Origin of the sequence: Bradyrhizobium sp. SZCCHNR1043, assembly GCF_032489675.1 — a bacterium.
GTDB lineage: Bacteria > Pseudomonadota > Alphaproteobacteria > Rhizobiales > Xanthobacteraceae > Bradyrhizobium.
Genome location: NZ_JAUEYN010000001.1, coordinates 267,016 through 292,936 on the forward strand (window position 1 = coordinate 267,016; position 25,921 = coordinate 292,936).

The 25,921-nt window shown below is 64.8% G+C and carries 24 protein-coding genes; 15 read left to right on the forward strand and 9 right to left on the reverse strand.

The genetic code is table 11. From position 1 onward, the window contains the following. Nucleotides 1-33 precede the first annotated feature (33 nt). Together QX039_RS01060 and QX039_RS01065 are read right to left on the reverse strand one after the other, a co-directional pair. On the reverse strand, nt 34-3,180 hold the full coding sequence (locus QX039_RS01060) for a multidrug efflux RND transporter permease subunit (RefSeq protein ID WP_315739690.1): 3,147 nt from the start codon (nt 3,178-3,180) through the stop codon (nt 34-36). After that, the gene (locus QX039_RS01065) at nt 3,177-4,346 is read right to left on the reverse strand and encodes an efflux RND transporter periplasmic adaptor subunit (RefSeq protein WP_315739691.1); all 1,170 of its coding nucleotides are present in this window, start codon (nt 4,344-4,346) and stop codon (nt 3,177-3,179) included. Before QX039_RS01065 ends, QX039_RS01060 begins: the two co-directional genes overlap by 4 nt. Nucleotides 4,347-4,504: 158 nt before the next feature. On the opposite strand from QX039_RS01065, the gene QX039_RS01070 reads away from it, so the two are divergent. From QX039_RS01070 to QX039_RS01105, 8 genes are all read left to right on the forward strand, one after another. Then, nucleotides 4,505-4,966 (forward strand): MarR family transcriptional regulator, encoded by a 462-nt coding sequence (locus QX039_RS01070; RefSeq protein ID WP_315739692.1) that lies wholly within the window; start codon nt 4,505-4,507, stop codon nt 4,964-4,966. Between the two features lie 74 nt (nt 4,967-5,040). Then, nucleotides 5,041-5,229 carry a hypothetical protein gene (locus QX039_RS01075; RefSeq protein WP_315770906.1) on the forward strand — a complete coding sequence of 63 codons (189 nt, stop codon included), beginning with the start codon at nt 5,041-5,043 and terminating at the stop codon, nt 5,227-5,229. Between the two features lie 116 nt (nt 5,230-5,345). Beyond that, nucleotides 5,346-5,606 (forward strand): hypothetical protein, encoded by a 261-nt coding sequence (locus QX039_RS01080; RefSeq protein ID WP_315739693.1) that lies wholly within the window; start codon nt 5,346-5,348, stop codon nt 5,604-5,606. Nucleotides 5,607-5,845: 239 nt separating this feature from the next. After that, complete coding sequence (locus QX039_RS01085) at nt 5,846-8,266, forward strand: TonB-dependent receptor (protein WP_315739694.1); 2,421 nt, start codon at nt 5,846-5,848, stop codon at nt 8,264-8,266. Nucleotides 8,267-8,268: 2 nt separating this feature from the next. Then, complete coding sequence (locus QX039_RS01090) at nt 8,269-8,958, forward strand: Fe2+-dependent dioxygenase (protein WP_315739695.1); 690 nt, start codon at nt 8,269-8,271, stop codon at nt 8,956-8,958. An 11-nt stretch (nt 8,959-8,969) separates the two neighbouring features. After that, the gene (exbB, locus tag QX039_RS01095; RefSeq protein ID WP_315739696.1) at nt 8,970-9,908 is read left to right on the forward strand and encodes a tonB-system energizer ExbB; all 939 of its coding nucleotides are present in this window, start codon (nt 8,970-8,972) and stop codon (nt 9,906-9,908) included. A 6-nt stretch (nt 9,909-9,914) separates the two neighbouring features. Further along, on the forward strand, nt 9,915-10,394 hold the full coding sequence (exbD, locus tag QX039_RS01100) for a TonB system transport protein ExbD (protein ID WP_315739697.1): 480 nt from the start codon (nt 9,915-9,917) through the stop codon (nt 10,392-10,394). A 16-nt stretch (nt 10,395-10,410) separates the two neighbouring features. Further along, nucleotides 10,411-11,199: a TonB family protein gene (locus QX039_RS01105; protein WP_315739698.1), complete on the forward strand. Its 789-nt coding sequence runs from the start codon at nt 10,411-10,413 to the stop codon at nt 11,197-11,199. 21 nt (nt 11,200-11,220) lie between these two features. On the opposite strand, the gene QX039_RS01110 is transcribed toward QX039_RS01105, so the two are convergent. The 7 genes from QX039_RS01110 to QX039_RS01140 all read right to left on the reverse strand — a co-directional run bounded on the left by QX039_RS01110 (nt 11,221) and on the right by QX039_RS01140 (nt 17,795). Continuing rightward, complete coding sequence (locus tag QX039_RS01110; RefSeq protein WP_315739726.1) at nt 11,221-11,625, reverse strand: hypothetical protein; 405 nt, start codon at nt 11,623-11,625, stop codon at nt 11,221-11,223. A gap of 61 nt (nt 11,626-11,686) precedes the next feature. Then, entirely contained in the window at nt 11,687-12,367 is a 681-nt protein-coding gene (locus QX039_RS01115) for a site-2 protease family protein (RefSeq protein WP_315739699.1), read from the reverse strand. A 55-nt stretch (nt 12,368-12,422) separates the two neighbouring features. Next, nucleotides 12,423-12,812: a GFA family protein gene (locus QX039_RS01120; RefSeq protein WP_315739700.1), complete on the reverse strand. Its 390-nt coding sequence runs from the start codon at nt 12,810-12,812 to the stop codon at nt 12,423-12,425. Between the two features lie 206 nt (nt 12,813-13,018). Continuing rightward, nucleotides 13,019-13,765: an SDR family NAD(P)-dependent oxidoreductase gene (locus QX039_RS01125; RefSeq protein ID WP_315739701.1), complete on the reverse strand. Its 747-nt coding sequence runs from the start codon at nt 13,763-13,765 to the stop codon at nt 13,019-13,021. 115 nt (nt 13,766-13,880) lie between these two features. Then, on the reverse strand, nt 13,881-14,615 hold the full coding sequence (locus QX039_RS01130) for an SDR family oxidoreductase (RefSeq protein WP_315739702.1): 735 nt from the start codon (nt 14,613-14,615) through the stop codon (nt 13,881-13,883). Nucleotides 14,616-14,753: 138 nt separating this feature from the next. Next, on the reverse strand, nt 14,754-16,577 hold the full coding sequence (locus tag QX039_RS01135; RefSeq protein ID WP_315739703.1) for an IlvD/Edd family dehydratase: 1,824 nt from the start codon (nt 16,575-16,577) through the stop codon (nt 14,754-14,756). 138 nt (nt 16,578-16,715) lie between these two features. Beyond that, nucleotides 16,716-17,795 carry a LacI family DNA-binding transcriptional regulator gene (locus tag QX039_RS01140; RefSeq protein WP_315739704.1) on the reverse strand — a complete coding sequence of 360 codons (1,080 nt, stop codon included), beginning with the start codon at nt 17,793-17,795 and terminating at the stop codon, nt 16,716-16,718. A 304-nt stretch (nt 17,796-18,099) separates the two neighbouring features. On the opposite strand from QX039_RS01140, the gene QX039_RS01145 reads away from it, so the two are divergent. From QX039_RS01145 to QX039_RS01175, 7 genes are all read left to right on the forward strand, one after another. Beyond that, on the forward strand, nt 18,100-19,161 hold the full coding sequence (locus QX039_RS01145) for a sn-glycerol-3-phosphate ABC transporter ATP-binding protein UgpC (protein WP_315739705.1): 1,062 nt from the start codon (nt 18,100-18,102) through the stop codon (nt 19,159-19,161). Between the two features lie 67 nt (nt 19,162-19,228). After that, on the forward strand, nt 19,229-20,551 hold the full coding sequence (locus QX039_RS01150; protein ID WP_315739706.1) for an ABC transporter substrate-binding protein: 1,323 nt from the start codon (nt 19,229-19,231) through the stop codon (nt 20,549-20,551). A 268-nt stretch (nt 20,552-20,819) separates the two neighbouring features. Next, nucleotides 20,820-21,773 (forward strand): sugar ABC transporter permease, encoded by a 954-nt coding sequence (locus QX039_RS01155; protein ID WP_315739707.1) that lies wholly within the window; start codon nt 20,820-20,822, stop codon nt 21,771-21,773. Next, nucleotides 21,770-22,678 carry a carbohydrate ABC transporter permease gene (locus QX039_RS01160; protein ID WP_315739708.1) on the forward strand — a complete coding sequence of 303 codons (909 nt, stop codon included), beginning with the start codon at nt 21,770-21,772 and terminating at the stop codon, nt 22,676-22,678. The genes QX039_RS01155 and QX039_RS01160 overlap by 4 nt, the downstream gene beginning before the upstream one ends. Nucleotides 22,679-22,897: 219 nt before the next feature. After that, nucleotides 22,898-23,881: a D-erythronate dehydrogenase gene (gene denD, locus QX039_RS01165; RefSeq protein WP_315739709.1), complete on the forward strand. Its 984-nt coding sequence runs from the start codon at nt 22,898-22,900 to the stop codon at nt 23,879-23,881. A 71-nt stretch (nt 23,882-23,952) separates the two neighbouring features. Beyond that, nucleotides 23,953-25,122 carry an acetyl-CoA acetyltransferase gene (locus tag QX039_RS01170; RefSeq protein ID WP_315770907.1) on the forward strand — a complete coding sequence of 390 codons (1,170 nt, stop codon included), beginning with the start codon at nt 23,953-23,955 and terminating at the stop codon, nt 25,120-25,122. Nucleotides 25,123-25,282: 160 nt separating this feature from the next. Further along, nucleotides 25,283-25,840 (forward strand): GNAT family N-acetyltransferase, encoded by a 558-nt coding sequence (locus QX039_RS01175; RefSeq protein WP_315770909.1) that lies wholly within the window; start codon nt 25,283-25,285, stop codon nt 25,838-25,840. The last annotated feature ends 81 nt before the right edge of the window (nt 25,841-25,921 follow it).

Here is a 25,921-nt window from a genome sequence, read left to right on the forward strand (position 1 = left end):
ATGGCGCGGCAGTAGGCGAAAAGAAGCGGCGGATTATTCCGCCGCTTCCTTGACCGGACCTGCCGCTGCGGTCTCGGGCTCGTGGTCGATATGCGTGCGGCCCCAGCGCGCGAAGGCGTTGTTGACCTTGTCGAGATAGAGATAGACCACCGGCGTCGTGAACAGCGTCAGCATCTGGCTGACGATGAGGCCGCCGACCATCGCATAGCCGAGCGGCTGGCGGATCTCCGAGCCGGTGCCGTTGCCGAGCATCAGGGGCACGCCGCCGAGCAGCGCGGCCATGGTCGTCATCATGATCGGACGGAAGCGCAGCAGGGCGGCTTGGCGGATCGACTGCTCCGGCGGCAGATGCTGGTCACGTTCGGCGGCGATGGCGAAGTCGACCATCATGATGCCGTTCTTCTTCACGATGCCGATCAGCAGAATGACCCCGATCAGCGCAATCAGGCTGAAATCGTAGCCGAACGCCATCAGGATCGCGAGCGCGCCGACGCCGGCCGAGGGCAGCGTCGAGAGAATCGTGATCGGGTGGATGTAGCTCTCGTAGAGGATGCCGAGGATCAGATAGACCACGACGAGGGCGGCGAGGATCAAGAGCGGCACGGTCGACAGCGACTGCTGGAACGCCTGCGCAGTGCCCTGAAAGCTCGAGTTCAAGGTTGCCGGCGCGCCGAGCTCGACCATCGCGCGCTGCACCGCATCGGTGGCCTGGCCGAGCGCGACGCCCTGGGCGAGGTTGAAGCTGATCGTGATCGACGGGAACTGGCCCTGGTGGCTGATCGACAGCGGCCGCACCGGCACGTTGGTCCAACTGGCGAAGGTCGAGAGCGGCACCTGGTCGCCGGTGGTCGGCGATTTCACGTAGAGCTTGTTGAGCGTGTCGATGTTGCCCTGCAGCTCAGGCAGGATCTCCAGGATCACGCGGTAGGAGTTGAGCTGGGTGAAGTACTGCGCGACTTGGCGCTGGCCGAACGCGTCATACAGCGTGTCATCGATCAGCTGCGGCGAGATGCCGTACCGCGAGGCGGTGTCGCGGTTGATCGTGAGCTGCACGGTGGTGCCGTCGGCCTGCTGGTCGGTGGCGACGTCGCGCAGCTGCGGCAGCGAACGCATCTTCTCAAGGATCTTCGGCGCCCATTCGTTCAGCTCTGCGACGTTGGGATCCTGCAAGGTGAACTCGAACTGGGTGCGGGACGGGCGGCCGCCGAGCCGGATGTCCTGCGCTGCCTGCATGTAGAGCCGCGCACCCTCGACCTTCTCGAGCTGCGGCCGCAGGCGGGTGATGATCTGCTGCGCCGTCGCGTTGCGCTCCTCGCGCGGCTTCAGCGTGATGAACATGTTGCCGTTGTTGCCGGCGCGGCCGGAGCCGCCGATTGCCATGGCCACGCTGGCGACGTCGTGATCGGCCATTACAATGTTGGCGAGCGCCTCCTGGCGCGACTGCATCGCTTTGAACGAGATGTCCTGGGAGGCCTCCGAGGTCGCGGTGATCAGGCCGACGTCCTGCTGCGGGAAGAAGCCCTTCGGGATCAGGATGAACAGATAGACCGACAATCCGAGCGTGGCGAAGAACACCATCAAGGTGGCGAAGCGCCAGCGCAGCGCCACATCGAGCCCCTTCTCATAGGCGCGCAGCATCGCGTCGAACGCGGCCTCGCTCCATTGATAGAACTTGCCGTGCTGCGCGGCGTGCTCGTTGCGCAGGAAGCGCGAGGCCATCATCGGCGTCAGCGTCAGCGACACGATCATCGAGACGAAGATGGTCATCGCCAGGGTGACCGCGAATTCGCGGAACAGCCGGCCGATGATGCCGCCCATCAGCAGCAGCGGGATCAGCACCGCGACCAGCGAGATCGAGATCGAGACGATGGTGAAGCCGATCTCCTTGGCGCCCTTGTAGGCGGCGGCCATCGGCGATTCGCCTTCCTCGACATAACGCGAGATGTTCTCGAGCATGACGATGGCGTCGTCGACCACGAAGCCCACCGCGATCGTCAGTGCCATCAGCGACAGATTGTCGAGCGTGTAGCCAACCCCCCACATCATCGCGCAGGCGCCGAGCAACGCCAGCGGCACTGTGATGGTCGGGATCACCGTCGCCCAGAAGCTGCGCAGGAAGATGAAGATGACCATCACCACCAGGAAGATGGTCAGGATCAGCGTGAACTGAACGTCCTCAACGGCGGCGCGGATGGTGGTGGTCCGGTCGGAGATGAGATCGATCTTGATCGCCGGTGGGATCGCCGCGACCAGCCGCGGCAACAGCCCCTTGATGCGGTCAACGGTCTCGATGACGTTGGCGCCGGGCTGCTTGAAGATCACCAGGAACACGCCGCGCTTGCCATTGGCCCAAGCCGCCTGCTTGGCGTCCTCGGCCCCGGTCACAGCCTTGCCGATGTCGCGGATGCGCAGCGGGCCGCCATTGCGGTAGGCGATGATGACGTCGTTCCAGTCCTTCGACTCGGTGAGCTGGTCGTTGGCGTAGATCGTATAGGCCCGCCGCTCGCCGTCGATGTTGCCCTTGGGCGCGTCGACCGTGGTGATCGCGATCTGGCTGCGCACATCCTCCATCGACAGCCCTTTGGCGACGAGCTTGGCCGGGTCGATCTGGATGCGGATGGATGGTTTCTGCTGGCCGCCGATGATCACCTGGGCGACGCCCGAGATCTGGCTGATCTGCTGAGCGAGACCGGCGTCGACCGCGTCGCTGACGGTGGTCAGCGGCAGCGTCTCGGAGGTCGCCGACAGCAGCAGGATCGGCGAGTCCGCCGGGTTGACCTTGCGGTAGGTCGGCGGCGACGGCAGATTCTTCGGCAGCTGGCCGGAGGCGGCATTGATTGCGCCTTGGACGTCGTTGGCGGCGCCGTCGATGCTGCGATTGAGGTCGAACTGGATCGTGACCGATGCGGTGCCCAGGTAGCTGGTCGAGGTCATCTGGGCGATGCCCGGGATCTGGGCGAACTGCCGTTCCAGCGGCTGGGCGACCGAGGTTGCCATCGTCTCGGGGCTGCCGCCCGGCAGGTTGGCCGTGACCTGGATCGTCGGGAAGTCGACCTGCGGCAGCGGCGCGACCGGCAGCAGGGGATAGGCGACGAGGCCGATGAACAGGATGCCCGCCATCAGCAGCGAGGTACCGATGGGGTATTTGATGAAGGGTGCCGAGATGCCGCCGCCGTTCATTCCTGCCGGACCTTAGCTGGCGCCGGCTCCGAGCTGGCCACCGCGGTGGTCACGACCGAGCCTGGCTGCACTTTGAATTGACCGCCCGTAATCACCTGCTGGCCGGGGGTCAGCCCCTCTTCGACCACGGTACGGCCATCGATCGAAACGCCGACCTTCACCTTGCGCAGCTCGGCCTTGTTGTCCGGGCTCACCGTGTAGGAATAGAGCCCGTTGGTCGAATGCTGGACGGCGTCGTCGGGAACCACCGTGGCGTCCTTCAGTGTCCGCACCAGGAGCCGCGTCGACACCGACTGTCCAGGCCACAGCACGTGGTCCTTGTTGTCGAACACCGCCTTCAGCCGGATCGTTCCACTCGACGTGTCGACCTGGTTGTTCACGACCATCAGCTTGCCTTCGGCGAGCTGCTTCTTGCCGTCGGTGGTGAGCGCAATCACCTTCAGGGCAGCAACCTTCTGCGCCTCGTTGATATAGGGCAACTGCTCCTCCGGCGCGGTGAAGATCACCGCAATCGGCTCGATCTGCGCGATCGAAACGATGCCGGTCTGGGTCGAGGCATTGACGATGTTGCCGATGTCGACCTGGCGCAGGCCGGCGACGCCGGAGATCGGCGCCTTGACCTGCGTGTAGCTGAGCTGGGTCTGGGCATTGGCGATCGCGGCGTCGTCGGCTGCGATCTGAGCGGTGAGCTGCGCGACGGTGGCGCGCTGCGTGTCCTGCTGCTGCCGGGTCGCGAACTCGCCGAGCTTGGTGGTGCGCTGCAGGTCGAGATTGGCGTTGTTGAGATTGGCCTCGTCCTGCGCCCGCTTGGCCTTGGCCTGATCGAGCGCCGCCTGGAACGGCCTCGGGTCGATCTCGACCAGCAGGTCGCCCTCGTTCACGAGCTGGCCTTCGGTGAAGGCGATCTTGTCGATCTGGCCGTCGACGCGGGTGCGGACCTGGACCGTATTGAAGCCTTGCACGGTCCCCAGGCCGGTGAGGAAGACCGGGAAGTCCGTCTTCTGGACCAGCACGGTCGAGACTCGAACGGCCTGCGGCCCGGCCGATTTCTGCGCAGCCGTCTTCTTCGCTGCCTCAGCGCCCTGATAGCGCTGCCAGCCGTAATAGCCGGCGCCGCCGAGAGCCGCCAGCAGCAGGATCCAACCTATGGTTCGCGATGTCTTCATGCTGGCCCACATGCTGAGACGAACAGGATAACCGGTCTTTAAAACCATTCCCAGCACGCCAGATATAGTACGCACGCAATTAATGTGTAAACACACGAGCGCGTGGACAAACCTAAACAATCGGCAAGCTTCGAGGGATCGCAAGGGAGTTCACAGCCATGTCGCTGGATATGAGACGTCAGCTCGTTGCGCAGCTTGTCGAAAGCTCGCGCATCCTGCGCAACTATATTGATCATCGTGCCAAACAGCGCGGCACGACCCGCGCACAATGGGTGGTGCTGTTTCGGCTGCGCGCGCATGAGGGGATGTCACAGGTCGATCTCGCAGAAGTGCTGGAACTGCAGCCCATTTCGCTGGTGCGTCTGCTCGACAGGCTGGTCGAGCAGGGGCTGCTGGAGCGCCGGCACGATCCGAGGGATCGCCGCGCGAACCGTCTCCATCTCACCGCCGCGGGACGAAAGCTCGTCGATGATCTCGACGAGCTGCGCGATGCGATTGCCGGCGAGGTTCTGCACGACATTCCGGACGAGGCCGTCGCGACCAGCCTGTCCACGCTCAGGGACCTGAAGGATCGGATCAAGACGCTATCCGATCCGAAAGCCGAGGTCGCGCTCAAATAGCCGAGCCGCAGCGCGGACCGTCTTGATCCCATCTTGAGTTGCGTCGTTATACTAAAACATCTTGAGTGCGAAAAATGGCGCAGAAGCTTGCCATTGCCGCGGTGCGGCCTGCGCGAGAGCAGGGCGGTCTGCGGCATTCCTCTGCCGCCATCGTCGGCCAGCGCGCCGCGCCGGATCTGTCGCTGACCGCGCGGGTCTCTCGTGCGAAAGCCGCACTCCGACCTATTCTCGCCGTCTTGTCGCGCCCGATGGGAGCTGATTAGAAGCCGATGAGTCCGGCCGCCGTCATGGCGCCGTCGGGCAGGGGCAGGATTCAACCGGAGCGAGGCTGCGTCGCCCGACGATGCGCCGTGCGACGATAGCGAATGGGGAGCTCACGATGGAAGAACTGAATGGAAAGATGCTCGCGTGCCAGATCCTGGTCACCGGCCTGATCGCGCGCGTCGCCAACGAGCAGCGCGATCCCTTGCGCTTCCTGACCGATTTTCGCGATGAGATCAGGGCCGTCGTCAAGGGCGTGCGGATCGCGGGGGTCGATGATTCCGATCGCGTGCGCCAGATCGCGGTGCAGACCGTGGACGAGCTGTTCTCGCTGATGAAGCCGCCGAGCAGCGACGAGCCGGCTGGCTCGTCGAATTGACAAGCGCAGCGATTCGACGGCAGCGCGAGTCAATTCGCGCTGTTTAGAACGATTTCAAGTTTCGCATGTTGTTAGTTGAGCGTTTTAGAATTGTTTTGATCTGGAACTATTCAAGGCCAAATTAGGGCTCCTCAAATTGACCCCCTGAAACGCGCCCGATACCAACGACACATCGTTGCAGCGCAAATGATCCGCGTTCGCGATGTGGAATGAAAAAATCTGGGGCGCGTGAAAATAAAATGGGACAGGTGAGAGCACCGCGTTCGCTGCGTGGGGTCGCAGCGATGAAGTTCAATGACGGACGAGGAGAGGGGCCCTCCGTCACCAAGGTGTCGGCGATGGCCGGGCTGATGGCGGTGGCATCGATGTCCTCGGCCGAGGCGCAGCCGGCTTCCGACCTGCCCCCGGTCAACGTCGATGCGCCGATCGCGCGCGCCAAGCCGACGTCCTCCAAGCCGACCGCCGAGCAGGTCCGCGCGCGCAATGCCCTACGCCGCGCGGCGGCCCGTCAGCAGGCGGCGCAGCAGGCCGCGGTGGCGTTCCCGAACGCAGGCGGGCTGTCCGCGCCGGACGCCAACCCCTACGCGGACGCAGCCGAGCCCTACAAGGTCAACCGCGTGCAGGCGTCGGGCAAGTTTCCTGAGCCGCTCCTGAATACGCCCAAGACCATCACGGTGATGAGCAAGGAGGTGCTGCAGGACAAGCACATCACGGCGCTCAAGGAGATCGGCCGCTCGACCGCCGGCGTCACGCTCGGATCGGGCGAAGGCGGCAATGCGTTCGGCGACCGCTTCTTCATTCGCGGCTTCGATGCCCGCAACGACGTCTTCATCGACGGCATCCGTGATCCCGCCGTGTCGATCCGCGAGAACTTCTTCACCGAGCAGATCGAGATCCTGCGCGGTCCGGCCTCGTCCTATGCCGGACGCGGCACCGCCGGCGGCGCCATCAACATCGTCACCAAGCAGGCTGGCGATACGAACTTCAAGCGGATGGATACCGAGTTCGGCACCGACCAGCAGAAGCGCGTCACGCTCGACGTGAACCAGGTGATCTCGCCAACCTTCTCGGTGCGCACCGGCGGCCTGTTCCAGGACTCCAATGTGGCGGGGCGCAACTTCGTCACCGACGACCGCTGGGGCGCCTTCCTCTCGACCAAGTGGACGCCGATCGACGATCTCAAGATCACGACGAACTATGTCCATACCGATCTGTCGGGTTATCCGGATTTCGGCGTACCCTACTACAAGCGAGGCAACGTCCCCGTGACCTCCGCGGGCATTCCGCGCGGCACCTGGTATGGCTTCCTCAATCGCGACTTCCAGACGGCGCGGCAGGATTTCGGCACTGCCGCGGCCGAGTACAAGGTCAACGAGGCGATCACACTCAGCAGCAAGTTCCGCGGCGAGCACTCGCTGCTCAACTATATCGGCACCTTGCCGCAGAATCCGAACACGACCAGTCCCAATCCGCTGCTCTGGACCACCACGGCGAGCGCGCAGAGCCGCTATCAGACGGTGGACGTCTGGGCCAACCAGAACGACGCCACGTTCAAGCTCGATACCGGCGGCGTCAAGCATACCGCCGTTCTCGGCACCGAGTTCTCGAACGAGAACATCTCGATCGATCGCTACACCGGCCTCTCGTCCGAACTGTTCGGCGGCGGCTCGACCAGCTCGGGCGCGGTCACCGGCGTCAACGTGTACTCGCCGCAGTACACCTACATCCCATTCAGCAATACGCCGTCGCTGGTCGGCAACCCGACGCGCTACGGCGTCAACACCAACAGCGTCTACGTCATGGACACGGCCAACTGGCAGGACACGGTCATCCTGAACGGTGGGGTGCGCTATGACGGCTACACCATGAGCTCGTCGACCAATTCGCCGAAATACCTCAAGATGAACGCGGATCTGGTCAACTACAATGTCGGCCTGGTCTACAAGCCGATGCCGATCGGCAGCATCTACGCGGCCTATGCGACCTCGGCCAATCCGTTCGGCTCCGAACTCGACGCCACCGGCACCGATTACGGCGGCGTGCCCGCCAACACCGCGGTCCTGCTCGGACCCGAGCGCAACAAGGCGGCCGAGCTCGGCACCAAATGGGAGCTGGTCGACCGCCATCTGCTGGTCTCAGCCGCGCTGTTCCAGACCACCAAGGACAATGCCCGCGAGACCGTCGGCGGCCTGCTCACCTCGGGCGCGGCCTACCGCATCCAGGGCATCGACATCGAGGCGGAAGGCAAGCTCACCGATCGCTGGAGCATCTTCGGCGGCCTGGTGCTGATGCAGTCGAAGGTCACGCAGAGTGGCGTCGCTTCCAACATCGGCCTGCAGCTCGCCAACATCGCCCACCAGTCGTTCAGCATGCTGTCGAAGTACAAGCTCGACAATGGCTGGGAGATCGGCGGCCAGGCGGTCTACCGCTCCAAGGTCTATGGCGGCACCTTCGCGGCGAACACCGGCAACGAGCTACCGAGCTACTGGCGCTTCGACGCGTTCGTCGAGAAGAAGCTCGACGCGCACTGGACCATGAAGCTTTATGCCCAGAACCTGACCAACAAGCTGTACTACGACACGCTGTATCGGAGCGCGGTGCCGTTCGTCGCCGTGGCCCCGGGGCGCGCCTTCTACATCGTCACCACTGCGAAGTTCTGATCATGCTGATCTGCATCCCCGACGTTCTGTCGAAAGACGAGGTGGCCGAGTTCCGCCGCATCATGGATGCGGTGGAGTGGGAGGACGGCCGCTCGACGGCCGGGGCGCAGTCGGCCATGGTCAAGCGCAACGAGCAATTGCCGCCGGATGGCGAGGCGGCGCGGGTGCTCGGCCAGCGCGTCATCCAGGCGTTGACGAAGCATCCGCGCTTCCTGTCGGCGGCGATCCCGCTGCAGATCTTTCCGCCCTTGTTCAACCGCTACACTGCCTCGCGCGGCGACCATTTCGGCATCCATGTCGACAATGCCGTGCGCGGCGATCCGCTGACCGGCCTGCGCATCCGCACCGATCTGTCGATGACCTTGTTCCTGGCCGAGCCCGACAGCTATGACGGTGGCGAGCTTGTGATCGAGGACACCTACGGCTCGCACGAAGTCAAGTTGCCCGCGGGGCACGCGGTGCTGTATCCGTCATCGAGCCTTCACATGGTCACGCCGGTCACGCGCGGCGCCCGGGTCGCCTCTTTTTTCTGGATGCAGAGCATGATACGGGATGCCCACGTCCGGAGCATGATCTTCGATCTGGACACGGCGATCCAGAGCTTGGCGGAACGCCTCGGGAGGGACGATCCCGATGCTGTCAAGCTGACCGGCATCTATCACAATCTGATCCGGCAATGGGCCGAGGTCTAATGGGCCGAGATATGATGACATCGTTCCTCGTTAGGTTTGCAATCGTCCTGTCATGTCTGTCTGTTGCTGCGGGGCTACCTGCATATGCGCAGCAGGAGCCGGCCAGGTCCGCCCCGGCGGTCTCGACCGATCCGTCCGCGACGGCGCCGGGCACGGCACACACGATGGCACCACCGGCATCGGTCCAGGCCGCGCTGACGGCTGCTGCGCCGGCCGGCGCAGAGAGCGGCACCCGAAGCGGCAAGTCGGTTGCCACCGGACTCGACGAGCTGTCGCCACTCGGCATGTTCCTCAAGGCCGACATGGTCGTCAAAGCGGTCATGATCGCGCTGGCGCTGGCTTCGGTCGCGAGCTGGGCGATCTTGATTGCCAAGAGCATCGAGTTTTCCGTGCTGCGCCGGCGGCTCGTCGGCGCGCTGCGCAAGCTCACCGGCGCCAAGTCGCTGGCGGAAGCGCAGCTCGCGCTCGGCCATGGAAGAAACGTTGCGGCGGTACTGCTGCAGGCGGCGATATCGGAGGCCCGGCTGTCGGCAGGGCTGAACAGCGATGAGGGCATCAAGGAGCGCGCGGCCTCGAGCTTCACCGAGATCGTGCGTGCCGAGGCCCGGCGCGTGCGCGTCGGCATGGGCCTGCTCGCCACCGTCGGCGCAATCTCGCCCTTCGTCGGGCTGTTCGGCACCGTCTGGGGCATCATGAACAGCTTCATCGGCATTTCCAAATCGCAGACCACCAACCTCGCAGTGGTCGCGCCGGGCATCGCCGAGGCGCTGCTGGCGACCGCGATCGGGCTTGCCGCCGCGATCCCTGCCGTCATCATCTACAATCACTTTTCGCGCGTGACGAAGGGCTATCTTGAGCTCGTCAACCGCGCATCGGGCGCCGCCGGCCGCCTGCTGTCGCGTGATCTCGACCGCAGCCAGGTCGGCATTCACGTGCGCGCGGCGGAGTAGCAGGCGATGGCCGTTTCGCTCTCCGAAGGCGATCTCGACGACGATTTCGACGAGACCCACGACATCAACGTGACGCCGTTCATCGACGTCATCCTGGTGCTCTTGATCATCTTCATGGTGGCGGCGCCGCTGTCGACCGTCGACCTGCCGATCGACCTGCCGTCCTCCAGCGCCACGCCGCAGAAGAAGCCGGACAAGCCGACCTATGTCTCGATCAAGCCGGACCTGTCGCTGGCGATCGGGGAAAACCTGGTCAAACGCGTCGACCTGGTGCGCGAGCTCGACGCCATGACCGATCAGCCCAAGGACCGGCCGATCTTCCTGCGCGCTGACAAGCTGGTGCCCTATGGCGAGCTGATGGGAGTCCTGGAGCTGCTGCGCGCCGGCGGCTACACCAAGATCAAGCTTGTGGCCCTGGAAGCGCCGCCAGCCGCGGCCGCCCAGGGACCTGCGCCAGCGCCGCCGGCCCAGCCCGCGCAGCCGTGAGGAGCGCCGACTTGTGATGAGCGACCTCGACATCGGGCACTCCCCCTCGCGCCGTCTGTGGTTTCTGGCCATCATGGGCGCGCTGATGCTGCATGTCGGCGGCGCCGCACTGGCGCTGACGCATCTGAAGGACGACGAGGACGCCGGCGGCCTCGGCGCGGCAGGCGCTGAGGTCATCGACATCGACATGGGCTCGCCGAAGGTCGAGAACGACGAGGTTCCGGTCGGACAGGACTCGGTGGCGCAGACCGCCGCTCCGCAGATGCAGGAGCAGAAGGCCGAGGTCGAGCAGACTGATCTCCAGAAGGACGTCCCGACCACGACCGAGGAGGCCGACCGCGAGGTCACGACCTCCGACGTGAAGAAGCCGACCGAGGAGCAGAAGGTCGCGACGGTCCAGACACAGGCATCAGAGGCGCAGGAAGCCTCCGAGGACACGGCGCGCAAGGCCCTGGACGAGAAGGTTCCTGAAGCCGAGAAGACCAAAGCGCCGAATGCCGGCATCGGCAAGGACGTGCAAAGGCTGACGGCCAATTGGGGCCGCAAGATCAGCGCCTATTTCGAACTGCACAAGAAGTATCCATCCGGAAAGAAGGTTGCGGCCCAGCTCAAGCTGGCGCTCGTGCTCAACCGGCTCGGCCGTGTCGTCTCGGTGGACGTCAGGGAAACGTCCGGCGATCCGGAGTTCGATCAGGCCGCCGTCAGCATGGTCCGCCGTTCGGATCCCGTGCCAAAGCCTCCCGCGGGCCTCACCGACGACGAATTCTCCTTCATCCTGCCGGTCAAGTTCAACCCGCCGAAATGAGCGGGTAGGGTTCGGCTGACCTCACTGCCAATACAGCCTGACTCCGACATAGACCGCGCAGAGCGCGGCGAAGATCAGCGCGACCGGCAGCTTGCGCGGAGCGGTCGTTCCGCTCTGCGCGGCCTTCGGCTTCGGCGGCAGCTTGCGGAAGGCGGTGACGTTGTCGGTCACCGGCTCGGCGGCGACCGGCTTGACTTCGGGCGGGGCGCCGCCACCGCCCATCTCGGCATAATAGGCCTTGTACATCTCGCGGATGGTGGCCTCGGTGGCCTCGTCCTCCGACATGTCGCCGAGGCGGGTCTTGTAGCTTGCCAGAAAGTCCTGCGCCGCCGGCGGCAGGCCGGAGGCGCCGTTCAGTTTGGCGATCATCTTCCAGGTCGCGAAATCGGCACGGGCGCGGGTGTCGGCGCGGCGTGCGATCATCATGTCGGCGGCTTTGACCAAGAGTGCCTCGGGGCTCGTTCGTTACCATCCCTGACGGGTAGATTTAGACGTTACCCGTCAATAACAGAAGCAGCTGCTTCAGAGAATCGGTCGTGGCGCGGAGCAGCCCCGACACAAGATCAAGATTGAGACCGAACTGGGAACCCGCCAGCGGCAGAAGGATCAAAAATCCGATCAGAATCAGCATGCCATAGGGCTCGAGCCGGGCAAGAGGCCGCGCCAGCACCGACGGCAGCAGGCCGACCGCGACCCGGCCGCCGTCCAGCGGCGGTATCGGGAGCATGTTGAACACGGCGAGCAGGATGTTGAACGAGAAGGCATTCAGCAGGTTGTGGGCAACCCACTGCGCGCCCCCGGCCGGCACGAACGGCATGAGGTGAAAGGCCAGGGCGGCCGCAAGCGCCAGCGCGATGTTGGTCGCCGGGCCCGCGAGCGCCACCATCACCATGCCGGCCCGCAGCGGCTGCAGATTGCGAAAATCGACCGGCACCGGCTTGGCGTAGCCGAACAGGAACGGCGAGCCGGACAGCAGCAGCATGCCCGGCAGCAGGATCGTGCCGAACGGATCGATGTGCTTGAGCGGGTTGAAGCTGACGCGACCGAGTCGCAACGCCGTGTCGTCGCCGAAGCGCCAGGCGACGAAGGCGTGAGCGGCCTCATGAAAGGTGATGGCGATGATGATCGGCAGGATCCAGACGGAGATGCCGTAGAGGGAGATGTTCAAGGATCGGGGTTCCGGACGCGTTACGGCCCTACATAGGCACGATGGTTCCCCGATGCTACGCGGGATTCTCCGGAAATTGCGGCAGGCCGTCGTTGAGTTGCACCCAATCCATCTTTTCAGAGACCCAGATGTGCTCGGTCGGGGCAAAGGCGTTGCGGTCGTCGAAGCAGGCCAGGGCCACGCCGACCACCGCGCGCGTGTTGCGCCATGAGAACAGCCTGACGCCGCAGCGCGGGCAGAACATGCGGTCGAGCGCGTCGGAGGAGGGGAAGCGCGCGGTTTCGCCGGTGATCGTCAGCGCGTCGTGCGCGAACAGCGCGCGGGCGAAGAACGGCGCGCCCGTCGCCCGCTGGCAGTTGCGGCAGTGGCAGACGCGCACGTTGATCGGCTCGCCGGTGCATTGGAAGCGCACCGCGCCGCAGAAGCAGCCGCCGTGGTGGGTCATCAGGCAAGCTCCATGGGTCAGAAATCGTGTCGTCAGCGAGACGTGTAGGGTGGGCAAAGGCGCGAGGCAGTCATGCCTGTGTTCTCGCAATATCTCCGGCGCGCTGTGCCCACCGTCCTGATGGGCGAAAGCCGATGGTGGGCACGTCGCCGTCTGCGACGGCGCCTTTGCCCACCCTACACATGGGACGTACCAAACTAACCAAACTAATAAGTTGCGCGGCCGCCGGAAATGTCGAATACGGCGCCTGTCGAGAACGAGCATTCTTCCGAGGCGAGCCACGACACCAGCGCGGCCAGCTCCTCGACCAGCACGAAGCGGCCCTTCGGGATCTTCGACAGCATGAAATTGATGTGCGCTTCCGTCATCTGGTCGAAGATGGCGGTCTTCGCCGCGGCGGGCGTCACCGCGTTGACCGTGATGTTGTGCTGCGCCAGCTCTTTGCCGAGCGACTTGGTCAGCGCGATCAGGCCGGCTTTGGACGCCGAGTAGTGCGCAGCGTTCGGGTTGCCCTCCTTGCCGGCGATCGAGGCGATGTTGACGATGCGGCCATAGCCCTGCTTCAGCATCACCGGCACGATCGCCTTGGCGCAGATGAAGGGACCGTCGAGATTGATGCGCAGCACCTTGCGCCACTCCTCGAGATCGGTCTCCCACACCGTCTTGTTGATGCCGGCGATGCCGGCATTGTTGACCAGGATGTCGATGCCGCCCAACGCGGCCAGCGTCGCGTCACGGGCGCCTTCGACCGCTTTGGTGTCGGTGACGTCGACCTGCAGCGCCAGCACCTCCGAACCGATCGCCTGCGCGGTCTTCTCCGCCAGCGCGATGTCGTGATCCCAGATCGCGACCTTCGCGCCCGACGCCTTGAAGCGCTCGGTGATGGCGCGGCCGAAGCCCTGCGCGCCGCCGGTGACCACGGCGCAGCGGTTGGTAAGGTCGATGTGGTTCATGATGTTTCCCCGGTCGATCTTTGTTGTCGTCATTCCGGGGCGCGCGCAGCGCGAACCCGGAATCTCAAGATTCCGGGTTCAGCCCTGCGGGCTGCCCCGGAATGACGGAGCAGAACTACAGCGTCCAGCCGCCGTCGATGGTATGCGCGACGCCGGTCGTGAACGCGCTCTCGTCGCTGGCGAGATAGACCGCGAGATGGGCGATCTCCTCCGCCGTGCCGAGCCGGCCCATCGGCTGGCGCGAGATGAACATCTCCAGCCCGTTCGGGCCGGCCGAGGCCGCGCGTCCCAGCATCGAGGGCGTTTCGATCGTGCCCGGGCAGATGCAGTTGCAGCGGATGCGCTTGCCCACGAAATCGGCGGCGACCGAGCGCGTCAGCGCCGCCACGGCCGCCTTGGTCGCACCGTAGACGTAGCGGTTCGGCGCCGCCTTGAACACGCCCGCGGCGGAGGCGATGTTGACGATGGCGCCGCCGCCCTGATCGAGCATCTTCGGCAGGAAGGCGCGGATGGTGCGATGCATCGACTTGACGTTCAGATCGAACGAGAAATCCCAGTCGTCGTCGGAGCAGTCGAGGATGGTGCCGTTATGCACGAAGCCGGCGGCGTTGAGCAGGATCTCGACCTTGCCGACCCGCTCGGCCATCGCGTTCACGGCCGCGGTGTTGCGCACGTCGAGCGTCGCGACCTCGGCAATGCCTTCGCTCTTCAGCATGTTCAGGCCGTTCTCATCGATGTCGGTGGCGAATACGGTGGCGCCTTGACGCGCGAAGGCAATGGCACAGGCGCGGCCGATGCCGGCAGCGGCGGCAGTGACGAAGGCGCGCTTGCCCTTGAGACGGTCGGACATGGGGTCTCCCTGGAGATGCGATTTGATGTCTTCCGTCATCGCGAGCGCAGCGAAGCGATCCAGGGGCCGAACGAGGACTCCGGATTGCTTCGTCGCTTCGCTCCTCGCAATGACAGGGGTTGGCTTTGTGCGTTGTGATTAGTGATTATGCCGCGCCACACCGACGGTGCCGGCGATGTTGTGATAGCGCGTGGCAAGCTCCATGCAGGCGCCGGTGGACTGCTGGCCCACCGTGTTGCGATAGAGCTCCTGCCACGGCGTCTGGTTGGCGGGGTGCGGGAAGCCGCCCTTGGCCTTCAGCTCGGCGCGCCGCTTCGCGAGCTCCTCGTCCGAGATCAGGATGTTGGCCGAGCCCTTGTTGAGGTCGATGCGCACGCGGTCGCCGGTCTTGAGGATTGCGAGCCCGCCATCGGCGGCGGCCTCCGGCGACGCATTGAGGATCGAAGGCGACCCCGAGGTGCCCGACTGCCGGCCGTCGCCGATGCAGGGCAGGGACAGGATGCCACGTTTGATCAGCGCCGCCGGCGGCTGCATGTTGACCACCTCGGCGCCGCCGGGATAGCCGATCGGCCCGGCGCCGCGGATGAACAGCACGCAGTGCTCGTCGATCGCAAGCGACGCATCGTCGATGCGGTCGTGATAGTCCTCCGGACCCTCGAACACGATGGCGCGGCCCTCGAACGCGTTGGGGTCCTTCGGGTTGACGAGATAGCGGTCGCGGAATTCCTTGGAGATCACGCTGGTCTTCATGATCGCGGAATCGAACAGGTTGCCGCGCAGCACCAGGAAGCCGGCGTCCTTCACCAGCGGCTTGTCGTAGGACCAGATCACGTCGCCGTCGGGCTTCGGCGCCTCGCGGCAATTCTCACCCATGCTGCGGCCGTTGACGGTGATGACGTCCTCGTGGATGCGCTTGTGGCGCATCAACTCGCCGATCACGGCCGGCACGCCGCCGGCGCGATGGAATTCCTCGCCGAGATAGAAGCCGGCCGGCTGCATGTTGACGAGCAGCGGCACGTCATGGCCGAACGTCTGCCAGTCGTCGATGTCGAGCTCGACGCCGACATGGCGCGCCAGCGCGTTGATGTGGATCGGCGCGTTGGTCGAGCCGCCGATCGCGGAGTTGGCGACGATGCAGTTCTCGAACGCCTTGCGGGTGAGAATGTCAGAGGGCTTGAGGTCCTCCCACACCATGTCGACGATGCGTGTTCCCGTCTCGTAGGCGATCTGGCCGCGCTCGCGATAGGGCGCTGGGATCGCGGCGCAGCCGGGCAGGGACATGCCGAGCGCCTCGGCCAGCGCATTCATCGTCGATGCCGTGCCCATGGTGTTGCAATGGCCAACCGACGGCGCCGAGGAGGCGACGATCTCCATGAACTCCTCATAGCCGATCTCGCCGGCGGCGAGCCGCTCGCGCGACTTCCACACCACGGTGCCGGAGCCGGTGCGCTGACCCTCGTGCCAGCCGTTCAGCATCGGGCCGCCCGAGAGCACGATGGCGGGGATGTTCACGGTCGCCGCGGCCATCAGGCAGGCCGGCGTCGTCTTGTCGCAGCCGGTCGTCAGCACCACGCCGTCGAGCGGATAGCCGAACAGGATTTCGACCAGGCCGAGATAAGCGAGGTTGCGGTCGAGCGCGGCCGTCGGGCGCTTGCCGGTCTCCTGGATCGGATGGGTCGGAAATTCCATCGCGATGCCGCCGGCGGCGCGGATGCCCTCGCGGACGCGGTGCGCCAGCTCGATGTGATGGCGATTGCAGGGCGAGAGATCGTTGCCGGTCTGGGCAATGCCGATGATCGGCTTGCCCGACTGCAGCTCGGCGCGGGTCAGGCCGTAATTCAGATAGCGCTCGAGATAGAGCGCGGTCATGCCCGGATTGTGCGGATCGTTGAACCACGCCTGCGAGCGCAGCTTGCGGCTCTTGTCAGCGCCGTTGCCGGCATGCCCGTTCGACTTCGTCATGTGTCTTCTCCCGCAGTGCAAACGTGGCGAGGCCGGTCCGTCGTCTGCGCGCCGTCGGCCCGCTGTCGAAGATCGCCTACGTCTTTCGTTCAAGTCGTTGTTGGTTCGAGTGGTTCTAGTTCATGGTCTTTGGTTGCGCTACCATTTTGTTCCGGAAGCGCGCCCCGACGCGGGCTGCGGACTTGCGGCGGCGCGCTGCAAGGTCGAGCTCTGCCGTTCGATCACCTCGAAGCCGAGATCGACGACGCGCTCCGCCACGGGACGCCCTTCGACGGCGTCCATGATCATCGTCGCCGCGCGCCGGCCCATCTCGTAGCGATTGGTGCGCACGCTGGTGAGCGTCGGAACCGCCGCGGCCATGAATTCCATGTCGTTGAAGCCGACGATCGCGACCTGCTCGGGCACCGCGATGTGCCGGCGCTGGCATTCGAACAGCACGCCGAGGGCGAGATCGTCATTGGCGCAGAACACCGCGTCGAGATCCGGCGCCTTCATCAGCAGATCGGAGAACAGGCTGCCACCCATTGTGGTCGAGGTCGGAACAGGCGCCGTGACGATGAGACGCGGGTCGAACAAGCCGGCCTCCTTCATCGCGTTCTGATAGCCCTGCAGCCTGCGCTGCACCCTTGGGTCCATGCGGGCGCCGATGAAGCCGATGCGGCGGCAGCCCTGCGCGAGAAGGTGTGAAATGGCTGCAAAACAGGCATCGACGTGCGAAAATCCGATCATCATGTCGATCGGGTCGGCGCCGAGCTCCATGATCTGCACGACGGGACAGTCCGCTGCCTGGATGATCGACCGGCTCTCCGCCGTCTGGTCGAGACCGGTCACGATCAAGCCGGCCGGCTTCTGCATCAGGAACAGCCGCAACAGGCGTTCCTCTTGCAGCACGCTGTAGCGGGTGTTGGCGAGCTGGATGCTGTAGCGGCTACCCTCGAACGCGTCATAGATGCCGCGCAGCACGTCGGAGAACACGTTGTTGGTGAGGGACGGTATCAGCACGCCGATCACTTCGGTGCGCTGCGAAGCGAGCGCGCGGGCGGCGAGGTTCGGCACATAGCCGAGCTCCTTGGCGGCACTCTCGATCCGCGTGCGGCGGCCGGCCGAGACCGTGGCGGGATTACGGAAGAAGCGTGACACCGTGATCGGGCTGACGCCCGCCAGTGCCGCAACTTCGGTCAGCCGGACTTTGCCCGGCTCGATGCGTTTCCGTCCCATGCCTCGCTCATAGCATAGGCGGTCTGGTACACAAGCGATATTGACAGCGCTATCACGCGGTTGCTAAGCGAGGCATTGCGGAAGCGAACTGAACTGCGGACAATGTCAGCCGAGCTGGTCCTTGTTTCAGATCCAGTCGGAGCGACCAGAGCCAACAACAAGACCACCAAAAACAAGACTGCCAAAAACAAGACTGCACGACCAAGACTACAAAACGACAAGCGGCCTGATCAAACGGCCGAGAACAACGGTCAGAATGCCGCCGGCAAGCAGCCAATGCTGTCGGTCTTTGAGGAGGAAATTGATGTCGTCGGTGCAAATTCGCGACGTGCGCAAATCATTCGGCGGATTCGAGGTGCTGCACGGCGTGACGATTCCGATCGAGGATGGCGAGTTCGTCGTGCTGGTCGGGCCGTCCGGCTGCGGCAAGTCGACGCTGCTGCGCATGCTCGCAGGGCTCGAGAACATCACCGCCGGAACCATCTCGATCGGAGAGCGCGTCGTCAACAACGTGCAGCCGAAAGAGCGCGACATCGCGATGGTGTTCCAGAACTACGCGCTCTATCCGCATATGACGGTCGCCGACAACATGGGCTTCTCGCTGAAGCTGCGCGGCGCACGGCCCGAGGACATCAAGAAGGGCGTCGCGCGCGCCGCCGAGATCCTGGCGCTGACGCCGCTGCTCGACCGCTATCCGCGCCAGCTCTCCGGTGGCCAGCGCCAGCGCGTCGCGATGGGCCGCGCCATCGTGCGCGATCCGCAGGTGTTCCTGTTCGACGAGCCGTTGTCGAACCTCGATGCCAAGCTGCGCGTCGCGATGCGCACCGAGATCAAGGAGCTGCATCAGCGGCTCAAGACCACCACCGTTTACGTGACGCACGACCAGATCGAGGCCATGACGATGGCCGACAAGATCGTCGTGATGCACGACGGTATCGTCGAGCAGATGGGCTCGCCGCTCGATCTCTACGACAAGCCGGACAACCAGTTCGTGGCCGGCTTCATCGGCTCGCCGGCGATGAACTTCCTCAACGGCCACCTCAAATCCAACGGCTCGGTCTATGTCGAGACCGAGAACGGCGCCAGGCTGCCGATCCTCACCGCGCCGGCTGCCTCCGACGGCCGCCCCGTCGTCTACGGCGTCAGGCCCGAGCATCTCGAACTCGCCGATGACGGCATCGAGGCCGAAGTGGTCGTGGTCGAGCCGACCGGCTCGGAGACGCAGATCGTCGCCCGCATCGGCACCCAGGACATCATCGCGGTGTTCCGCGATCGCCACGAGGTCAATCCTGGGGCGAAGATCCATTTGCGTCCGCGCGCGTCGGCGGCGCATCTGTTCGACAAGGACAGCGGCCGGAGAATTTGACCAGCCGCACGGCGCGGAACTGACAACAAGCAAAACAAGCAAAATACTCAACGGGAGAAAACTTCAGATGGCTCATTTCCCCACCGATCGACGGTCTCTGCTCAAGGGCGGCGCGACCTTGCTGGCGGCTGCCGCGACCATGTCGGCCGAGGACCTGCTCGGCTACGCCAAGGCCTGGGCGCAGACCTCGCCCTTCAAGCCGGAGCCCGGCGCCAAGATCAACATGATGCGCTGGAAGCGCTTCGTCGAGGCCGAGGACGTGGCCTTCATGAAGATCGTCGACGCCTTCCAGAAGGCCAACAACGTCACCATCAACGTCTCCAACGAATCCTATGACGACGTCCAGCCCAAGGCCTCGGTCGCGGCCAATACGGGGCAGGGGCTCGACATGGTGTGGGGCCTCTACACGCTGCCCTTCCTGTTCTCCAACAAGTGCGTCGACATGACCGACGTCGCCGACTACCTCGGCAAGAAGTGCGGCGGCTGGACCGACTCGGGCAAGGCCTATGGCATGCTCGACGGCAAGTGGATCGGCATCCCGGTGGCCGCCACCGGCGGCCTCGTCAACTACCGCATCTCGGCGGCCGAGAAGGCCGGCTTCAAGCAGTTCCCGAAGGATCTCGCCGGCCTGTCCGAGTTCTTCAAGGCGATGAACAAGAACGGCACCCCGGGCGGCATGGCGCTCGGCCACGCCTCGGGCGACGCCAATGGCTGGGTGCACTGGGCGCTATGGGCGCATGGCGGCAATCTGATCGACAAGGACAACAAGGTCGTCATCAACTCGCCTGAGACCGCCAAGGCGCTCGAATACGTCAAGGGCCTGTACGACAATTTCGTGCCGGGCACCGCGTCGTGGAACGACTCGTCCAACAACAAGGCGTTCCTCGCCGGCCAGCTCTACGCGACCGTCAACGGCATCTCGATCTATGTCACCGCCAAGAAGGAGGCGCCGCAGATCGCCGAGGACATGAACCACGCGCATCTGCCGCCCGGCCTCGACGGCAAGACCCGCGAGATGCATTTGGGCTTCCCGATCCTGGTGTTCAACTTCTCCAAGTACCCGCAGACCTGCAAGGCGTTCACCGCCTTCCTGCTGGAGCCGGAGCAGTTCAATCCGTGGATCGAGGCGGCGCAGGGCTATCTGTCGCACTTCCTCAAAGGCTACGACGCCAACCCGATCTGGACGGTCGATCCGAAGAACACGCCGTATCGTGAGGTCGCGGCGACCGCGACCACGCCGGCCGGCCTCGGCAAGCTCGGCGAGGCGGCTGCGGCCGCGATCGCCGACTTCGTCCTGGTCGACATGTTCGCGAACTACTGCACGGGCCGCGAGGACGTGAAGACGGCGATGGCGAGCGCCGAGCGCTCCGCCAAGCGCATCTTCCGCTGAGGAGGATCGCCGACCTTGTAGGGTGGGCAAAGGCGCGCCGAGATCGAATCGAGAGATCGCGATCTATCGCGCGCCGTGCCCACCATACGGGTTGCTGACTGTCGTCATTGCGAGGAGCCGAAGGCGACGAAGCAATCCAGTTTCTTTGCTCGGCCCTGGATTGCTTCGCTTCGCTCGCAATGACGGAACGACTTTTCTATCCGTCCCGAACGCCGGTGGGCACGCTACGCTTTGCCCACCCTACGGTTCGAAGGGAGCTGCTCGACCCATGAGTACCATTCAGACCTCGTTGCCGCGAGGCGCCGCCGTCGGCGAGCCCTCGGCATGGGTGCGCATCAAGACCAACCGCAATGTCATCGCGCTGTGGTTCATGCTGCCCGCGGCGGCTTTCCTGATCCTGTTCCTGGCCTATCCGCTGGGGCTCGGCGTCTGGATGAGCTTCACCGACGAGAAGATCGGCCGCACCGGCGTCTTCGTCGGGGTCGAGAACTATGAATGGCTGTGGGACGACTCGATCTTCTGGCTGTCGGTGTTCAACACGCTGCTCTACACGATCGTGGCAAGCGCCATCAAATTCGCGATCGGCCTGTATCTCGCGCTGCTGCTGAACCGGCACATGCCGTTCAAGGCCATGATCCGCGCCATCGTGTTGATCCCCTTCATCGTGCCGACCGTGCTGTCGGCGATCGCGTTCTGGTGGATCTACGATTCGCAGTTCTCGATCATCTCCTGGTCGCTGATCAAGCTCGGGGTCATCACTCAGAACATCAACTTTCTCGGTGACACCAACTGGGCGCGTGCCTCCGTCATCATCGCCAACATCTGGCGCGGCGTGCCGTTCGTCGCCATCACCTTGCTGGCCGGCCTGCAGACCGTGTCACCCTCGCTCTATGAGGCCGCCACGCTCGACGGCGCCACCAGTTGGCAGCGCTTCCGCTTCATCACCTATCCGCTGCTGACGCCGATCATCGCAGTCGTCATGACCTTCTCGGTGCTGTTCACCTTTACCGACTTCCAGCTGATCTGGGCACTCACCCGTGGCGGCCCCGTCAACGCCACCCACCTGATGGCGACGCTAAGCTATCAGCGCGGCATCATCTCCGGACGGCTCGGCGAGGGCGCCGCGATCGCGACCGCCATGATCCCGTTCCTGATGGCGGCGATCGCGATCTCCTGGTTCGGCATGCAACGGCGCAAATGGCAGCAAGGATCCGACCAATGACCGACACCACGCTGCACGCCAAGGCGCCCACCACGGCCGGCTCCGACGAATCCGAGGGCATGAGCTACCTCGAATCGCTGCCGCGCCGGCTGATCACGCTGTATCTGCCGCTGTTCATCATCCTCGTGGTGCTGCTGTTCCCGTTCTACTGGATGGGGCTGACGTCGATCAAACCCGACGAGCAACTGATCGACATGGAGAAGTACAATCCGTTCTGGGTGGTGCATCCGACCTTCAAGCACATCTCCAAGCTGCTGTTCGAGACGCAGTATCCGCGCTGGCTCTGGAACACGATGTACGTCGCGGTCGGCGCGACCACGCTGTCGATCTTCGCCTCCGTGCTCGCGGCCTACGCGATCGTTCGGTTGCGCTTCAAGGGCGCCGACACCGTCGGCGTGCTGATCTTCTTCGCCTATCTGGTGCCGCCGTCGATCCTGTTCATCCCGCTGGCCTCGGTGATCCAGGCCTACGGCTTGTTCGACTCGCCGCTGTCCTTGATCCTGGTCTATCCGACGCTTCTCATCCCGTTCTCGACCTGGCTCTTGATGGGCTACTTCAAGACGATCCCGTTCGAGCTCGAGGAGTGCGCCCTGATCGACGGCGCCAGCCGCTGGCAGATCCTGGTCAAGATCGTGGTGCCGCTCGCGGTGCCCGGCCTGATCTCGGCCTTCATCTTCTCGTTCACGCTGTGCTGGAACGAGTTCATCTATGCCCTGACCTTCCTGCAGTCGACGCCGAACAAGACGGTGCCGGTCGCGATCGTCAACGAGTTCGTCGACGGCGACATCTACAAATGGGGATCGCTGATGGCCGGCGCCCTGGTCGGCTCACTGCCGCTGGTGATCCTTTACGCCTTCTTCGTCGAGCATTATGTGTCGGCGATGACCGGCGCGGTGAAGGAGTAGGCGAGATTCGCGTGTTCCGTCATTGCGAGCGCAGCGAAGCAATCCAGAGCTATGGAGAAGACTCTGGATTGCTTCGTCGCTTCGCTCCTCGCAATGACGACCAGTTTTCGTAGGGTGGGCAAAGCGAAGCGTGCCCACCGTCGTCCGGCATCACCCGGTGCTGCGGTGGGTGCGGCGCTATGCGCCTTTGCCCACCCTACATTTTGAAGGAGCACTCCCTTGCATATTCTCGTTCTCGGCGCCGCCGGCATGGTCGGACGCAAGCTGGTCGAGCGGCTCGTTCGCGACGGCCGCCTCGGCGAGGCCGCCATCACCCGCATGACCCTGCAGGACATCGTGGCGCCGGCGAAGCCCGATACGTCCATCGCGGTCGAGACCATCGCCGGCGATTTCGCCGTCGCAGGTTTTGCCGAGAAGCTGGTCGCCGCGCGTCCGGACGTGATCTTCCATCTCGCTGCGATCGTCTCCGGCGAGGCCGAGCTCGATTTCGACAAGGGCTACCGCATCAATCTCGACGGCACGCGGATGCTGTTCGACGCGGTCAGGCTGATCGGCGACGGCTACAAGCCGCGGCTGGTCTTCACCTCGTCGATCGCGGTGTTCGGCGCGCCGTTCCCCGACGCGATCGGCGACGAGTTCGTCAATGCGCCGCTGCTCAGCTACGGCACCCAGAAGGCGATCGGCGAGCTGCTGCTGGCCGATTATTCCCGCCGCGGCTTCTTCGACGGCGTCGGCATCCGCCTGCCGACCATCTGCATCCGCCCCGGCGCGCCCAACAAGGCCGCCTCCGGCTTCTTCTCCAACATCCTGCGCGAGCCCTTGGCCGGCAAGGAGGCCGTGCTGCCGGTGTCCGAGGACGTCCGGCACTGGCACGCGACGCCGCGCTCCGCTGTCGGCTTCCTCCTGCATGCCGCGACCATGGACACCGCGCGGATCGGCCCGCGCCGCAACCTCACCATGCCCGGCCTGTCGGCGACGGTGGGCGAGCAGATTGCCGCGCTCCGGCGCGTCGCTGGCGATAACGTCGCGGCTCGCATCAAGCGGGTTCCCGATCCCTTCATCATCGGCATCGTCAACGGCTGGCCGCGGAATTTCGAGGCCAAGCGGGCCCGCGAACTCGGCTTCACCACGGAAGAAAAGACCTTCGACGACATCATCCGGATTCACATCGAGGACGAACTCGGTGGTAAGTTCGTGGCCTGAGAACGCCAGGCCCTGGACCTGAATGGCGCGAAGCGCCATTTTGGGAGAGGGAGACATTCGGGAGAGAGATCATGACCGCCAGCATTGTCGGATGGGCGCATACGCCGTTCGGAAAGTTCGACGCCGAGACCGTTGAGAGCCTCGTCGTCAAGGTCGCCAACGAGGCGATCGCCGATGCCGGCATCTCGGCCGGTGACGTCGACGAGATCGTGCTCGGCCATTTCAACGCCGGCTTCTCGCCGCAGGACTTCACCGCCTCGCTGGTGCTGCAGGCCGACCCCGCGCTGCGCTTCAAGCCGGCGACGCGGGTCGAGAACGCCTGCGCCACGGGCTCGGCTGCCGTGCACCAGGGCATCCGTGCCATCGCTGCCGGCGCCGCGAAAATCGTGCTGGTCGTGGGCGTCGAGCAGATGACCCGCACGCCCGGGCCGGAGATCGGCAAGAATCTGCTCAAGGCCTCGTACCTGCCGGAGGATGGCGACACCGTGGGCGGCTTCGCCGGCGTGTTCGGCAAGATCGCGCAGGGCTACTTCCAGAAATACGGCGACCAGTCCGATGCGCTGGCGCTGATCGCGGCCAAGAACCACAAGAACGGCGTCGCCAACCCCTATGCGCAGATGCGCAAGGATTTCGGCTTCGAGTTCTGCCGCTCCGAGAGCGAGAAGAACCCCTATGTCGCCGGTCCGCTGAAGCGCACCGATTGCTCGCTGGTGTCCGACGGCGCCGCCGCGCTGGTGCTGGCCGACAGCGAGACCGCGAAGTCGTTCGCCAAGGCGGTCAATGTCCGCGCCACCGCGCACGCGCAGGACTTCCTGCCGATGAGCAAGCGCGACATCCTTGCCTTCGAAGGCTGCACGGTGGCCTGGCAGCGCGCGCTGGAGAAGGCGGGCGTCACGCTGTCCGATCTCTCCTTCGTCGAGACCCATGACTGCTTCACTGTCGCCGAGCTGATCGAGTACGAAGCGATGGGCCTGACCCCGAAAGGGCAGGGCGCCCGCGCCATCAAGGAAGGCTGGACGCTCAAGGACGGCAAGCTGCCGGTCAATCCGTCCGGCGGCCTCAAGGCCAAGGGCCACCCGATCGGCGCCACCGGCGTCTCCATGCACGTGATGACCGCGATGCAGCTCACCGGCACGGCGCCCGAGGGCATGCAGCTCCCCAACGCCAAGCTCGGCGGCATCTTCAACATGGGCGGTGCGGCGGTTGCGAACTACGTCTCGATCCTGGAGCCGGCGAAGTAGGCGAGGTCCATCCTCCGTCATTGCGAGCGAAGCGACGCAATCCAGGGCCGAGCATGCTGCCCTGGATTGCGTCGTCGCTGCGCTCCTCGCAATGACGGTGATACAGGAGAGCTTCCGCGATGCGGAAGCTCTTTGTCATTCGCTGGTCCGATTGCCTATCATGATCATCTCCACCGAACGTCTGACCTTGCGCGAGTGGCGCGACGAGGACCGGGTTCCGTTCGCGGCGATGTCCGCCGATCCGGCCGTGATGCAATTCCTCCGCGCGCTGCCAACGCGGCAGGACTCGGACCGGTGGATCGATTTCCAGATCGCCCATCAGGCCGCGCACGGCTTCGGCTTCTGGGTGGTCGAAGACCGCGCCACCGGCACTTTCCTCGGCGCCACCGGTCTGTTCCGCGTCACCTTCGACGCGCCGTTCACGCCGGCGGTCGAGATCGGCTGGCGGCTGGCGCGCGCGGCCTGGGGGCAGGGGATCGCGACGGAGGCAGCGCGCGCGTCGCTCGCGTTCGGCTTCGATGAGCTCGGCCTTGATGAGATCATCGCCTATGCCGCGCCGGCCAATCACGCCTCGCAGAACGTCATGCGCAAGCTCGGCATGATCCGCGACGAAGCGTCCGATTTCGATCATCCGCGGGTCGAGGCGGACAGTCCGCTGCGCCGGCAGGTGATGTACCGGCTGCCACGCGAGATGTGGGCCAAGAGCGAGATGCGGTAGGGTGGGCAAAGCGGCCGCCGAAGGCGGCAGCGTGCCCACCGTCGGGCGGCGTGCGCATCAGCAGGATGGTGGGCACGGCGC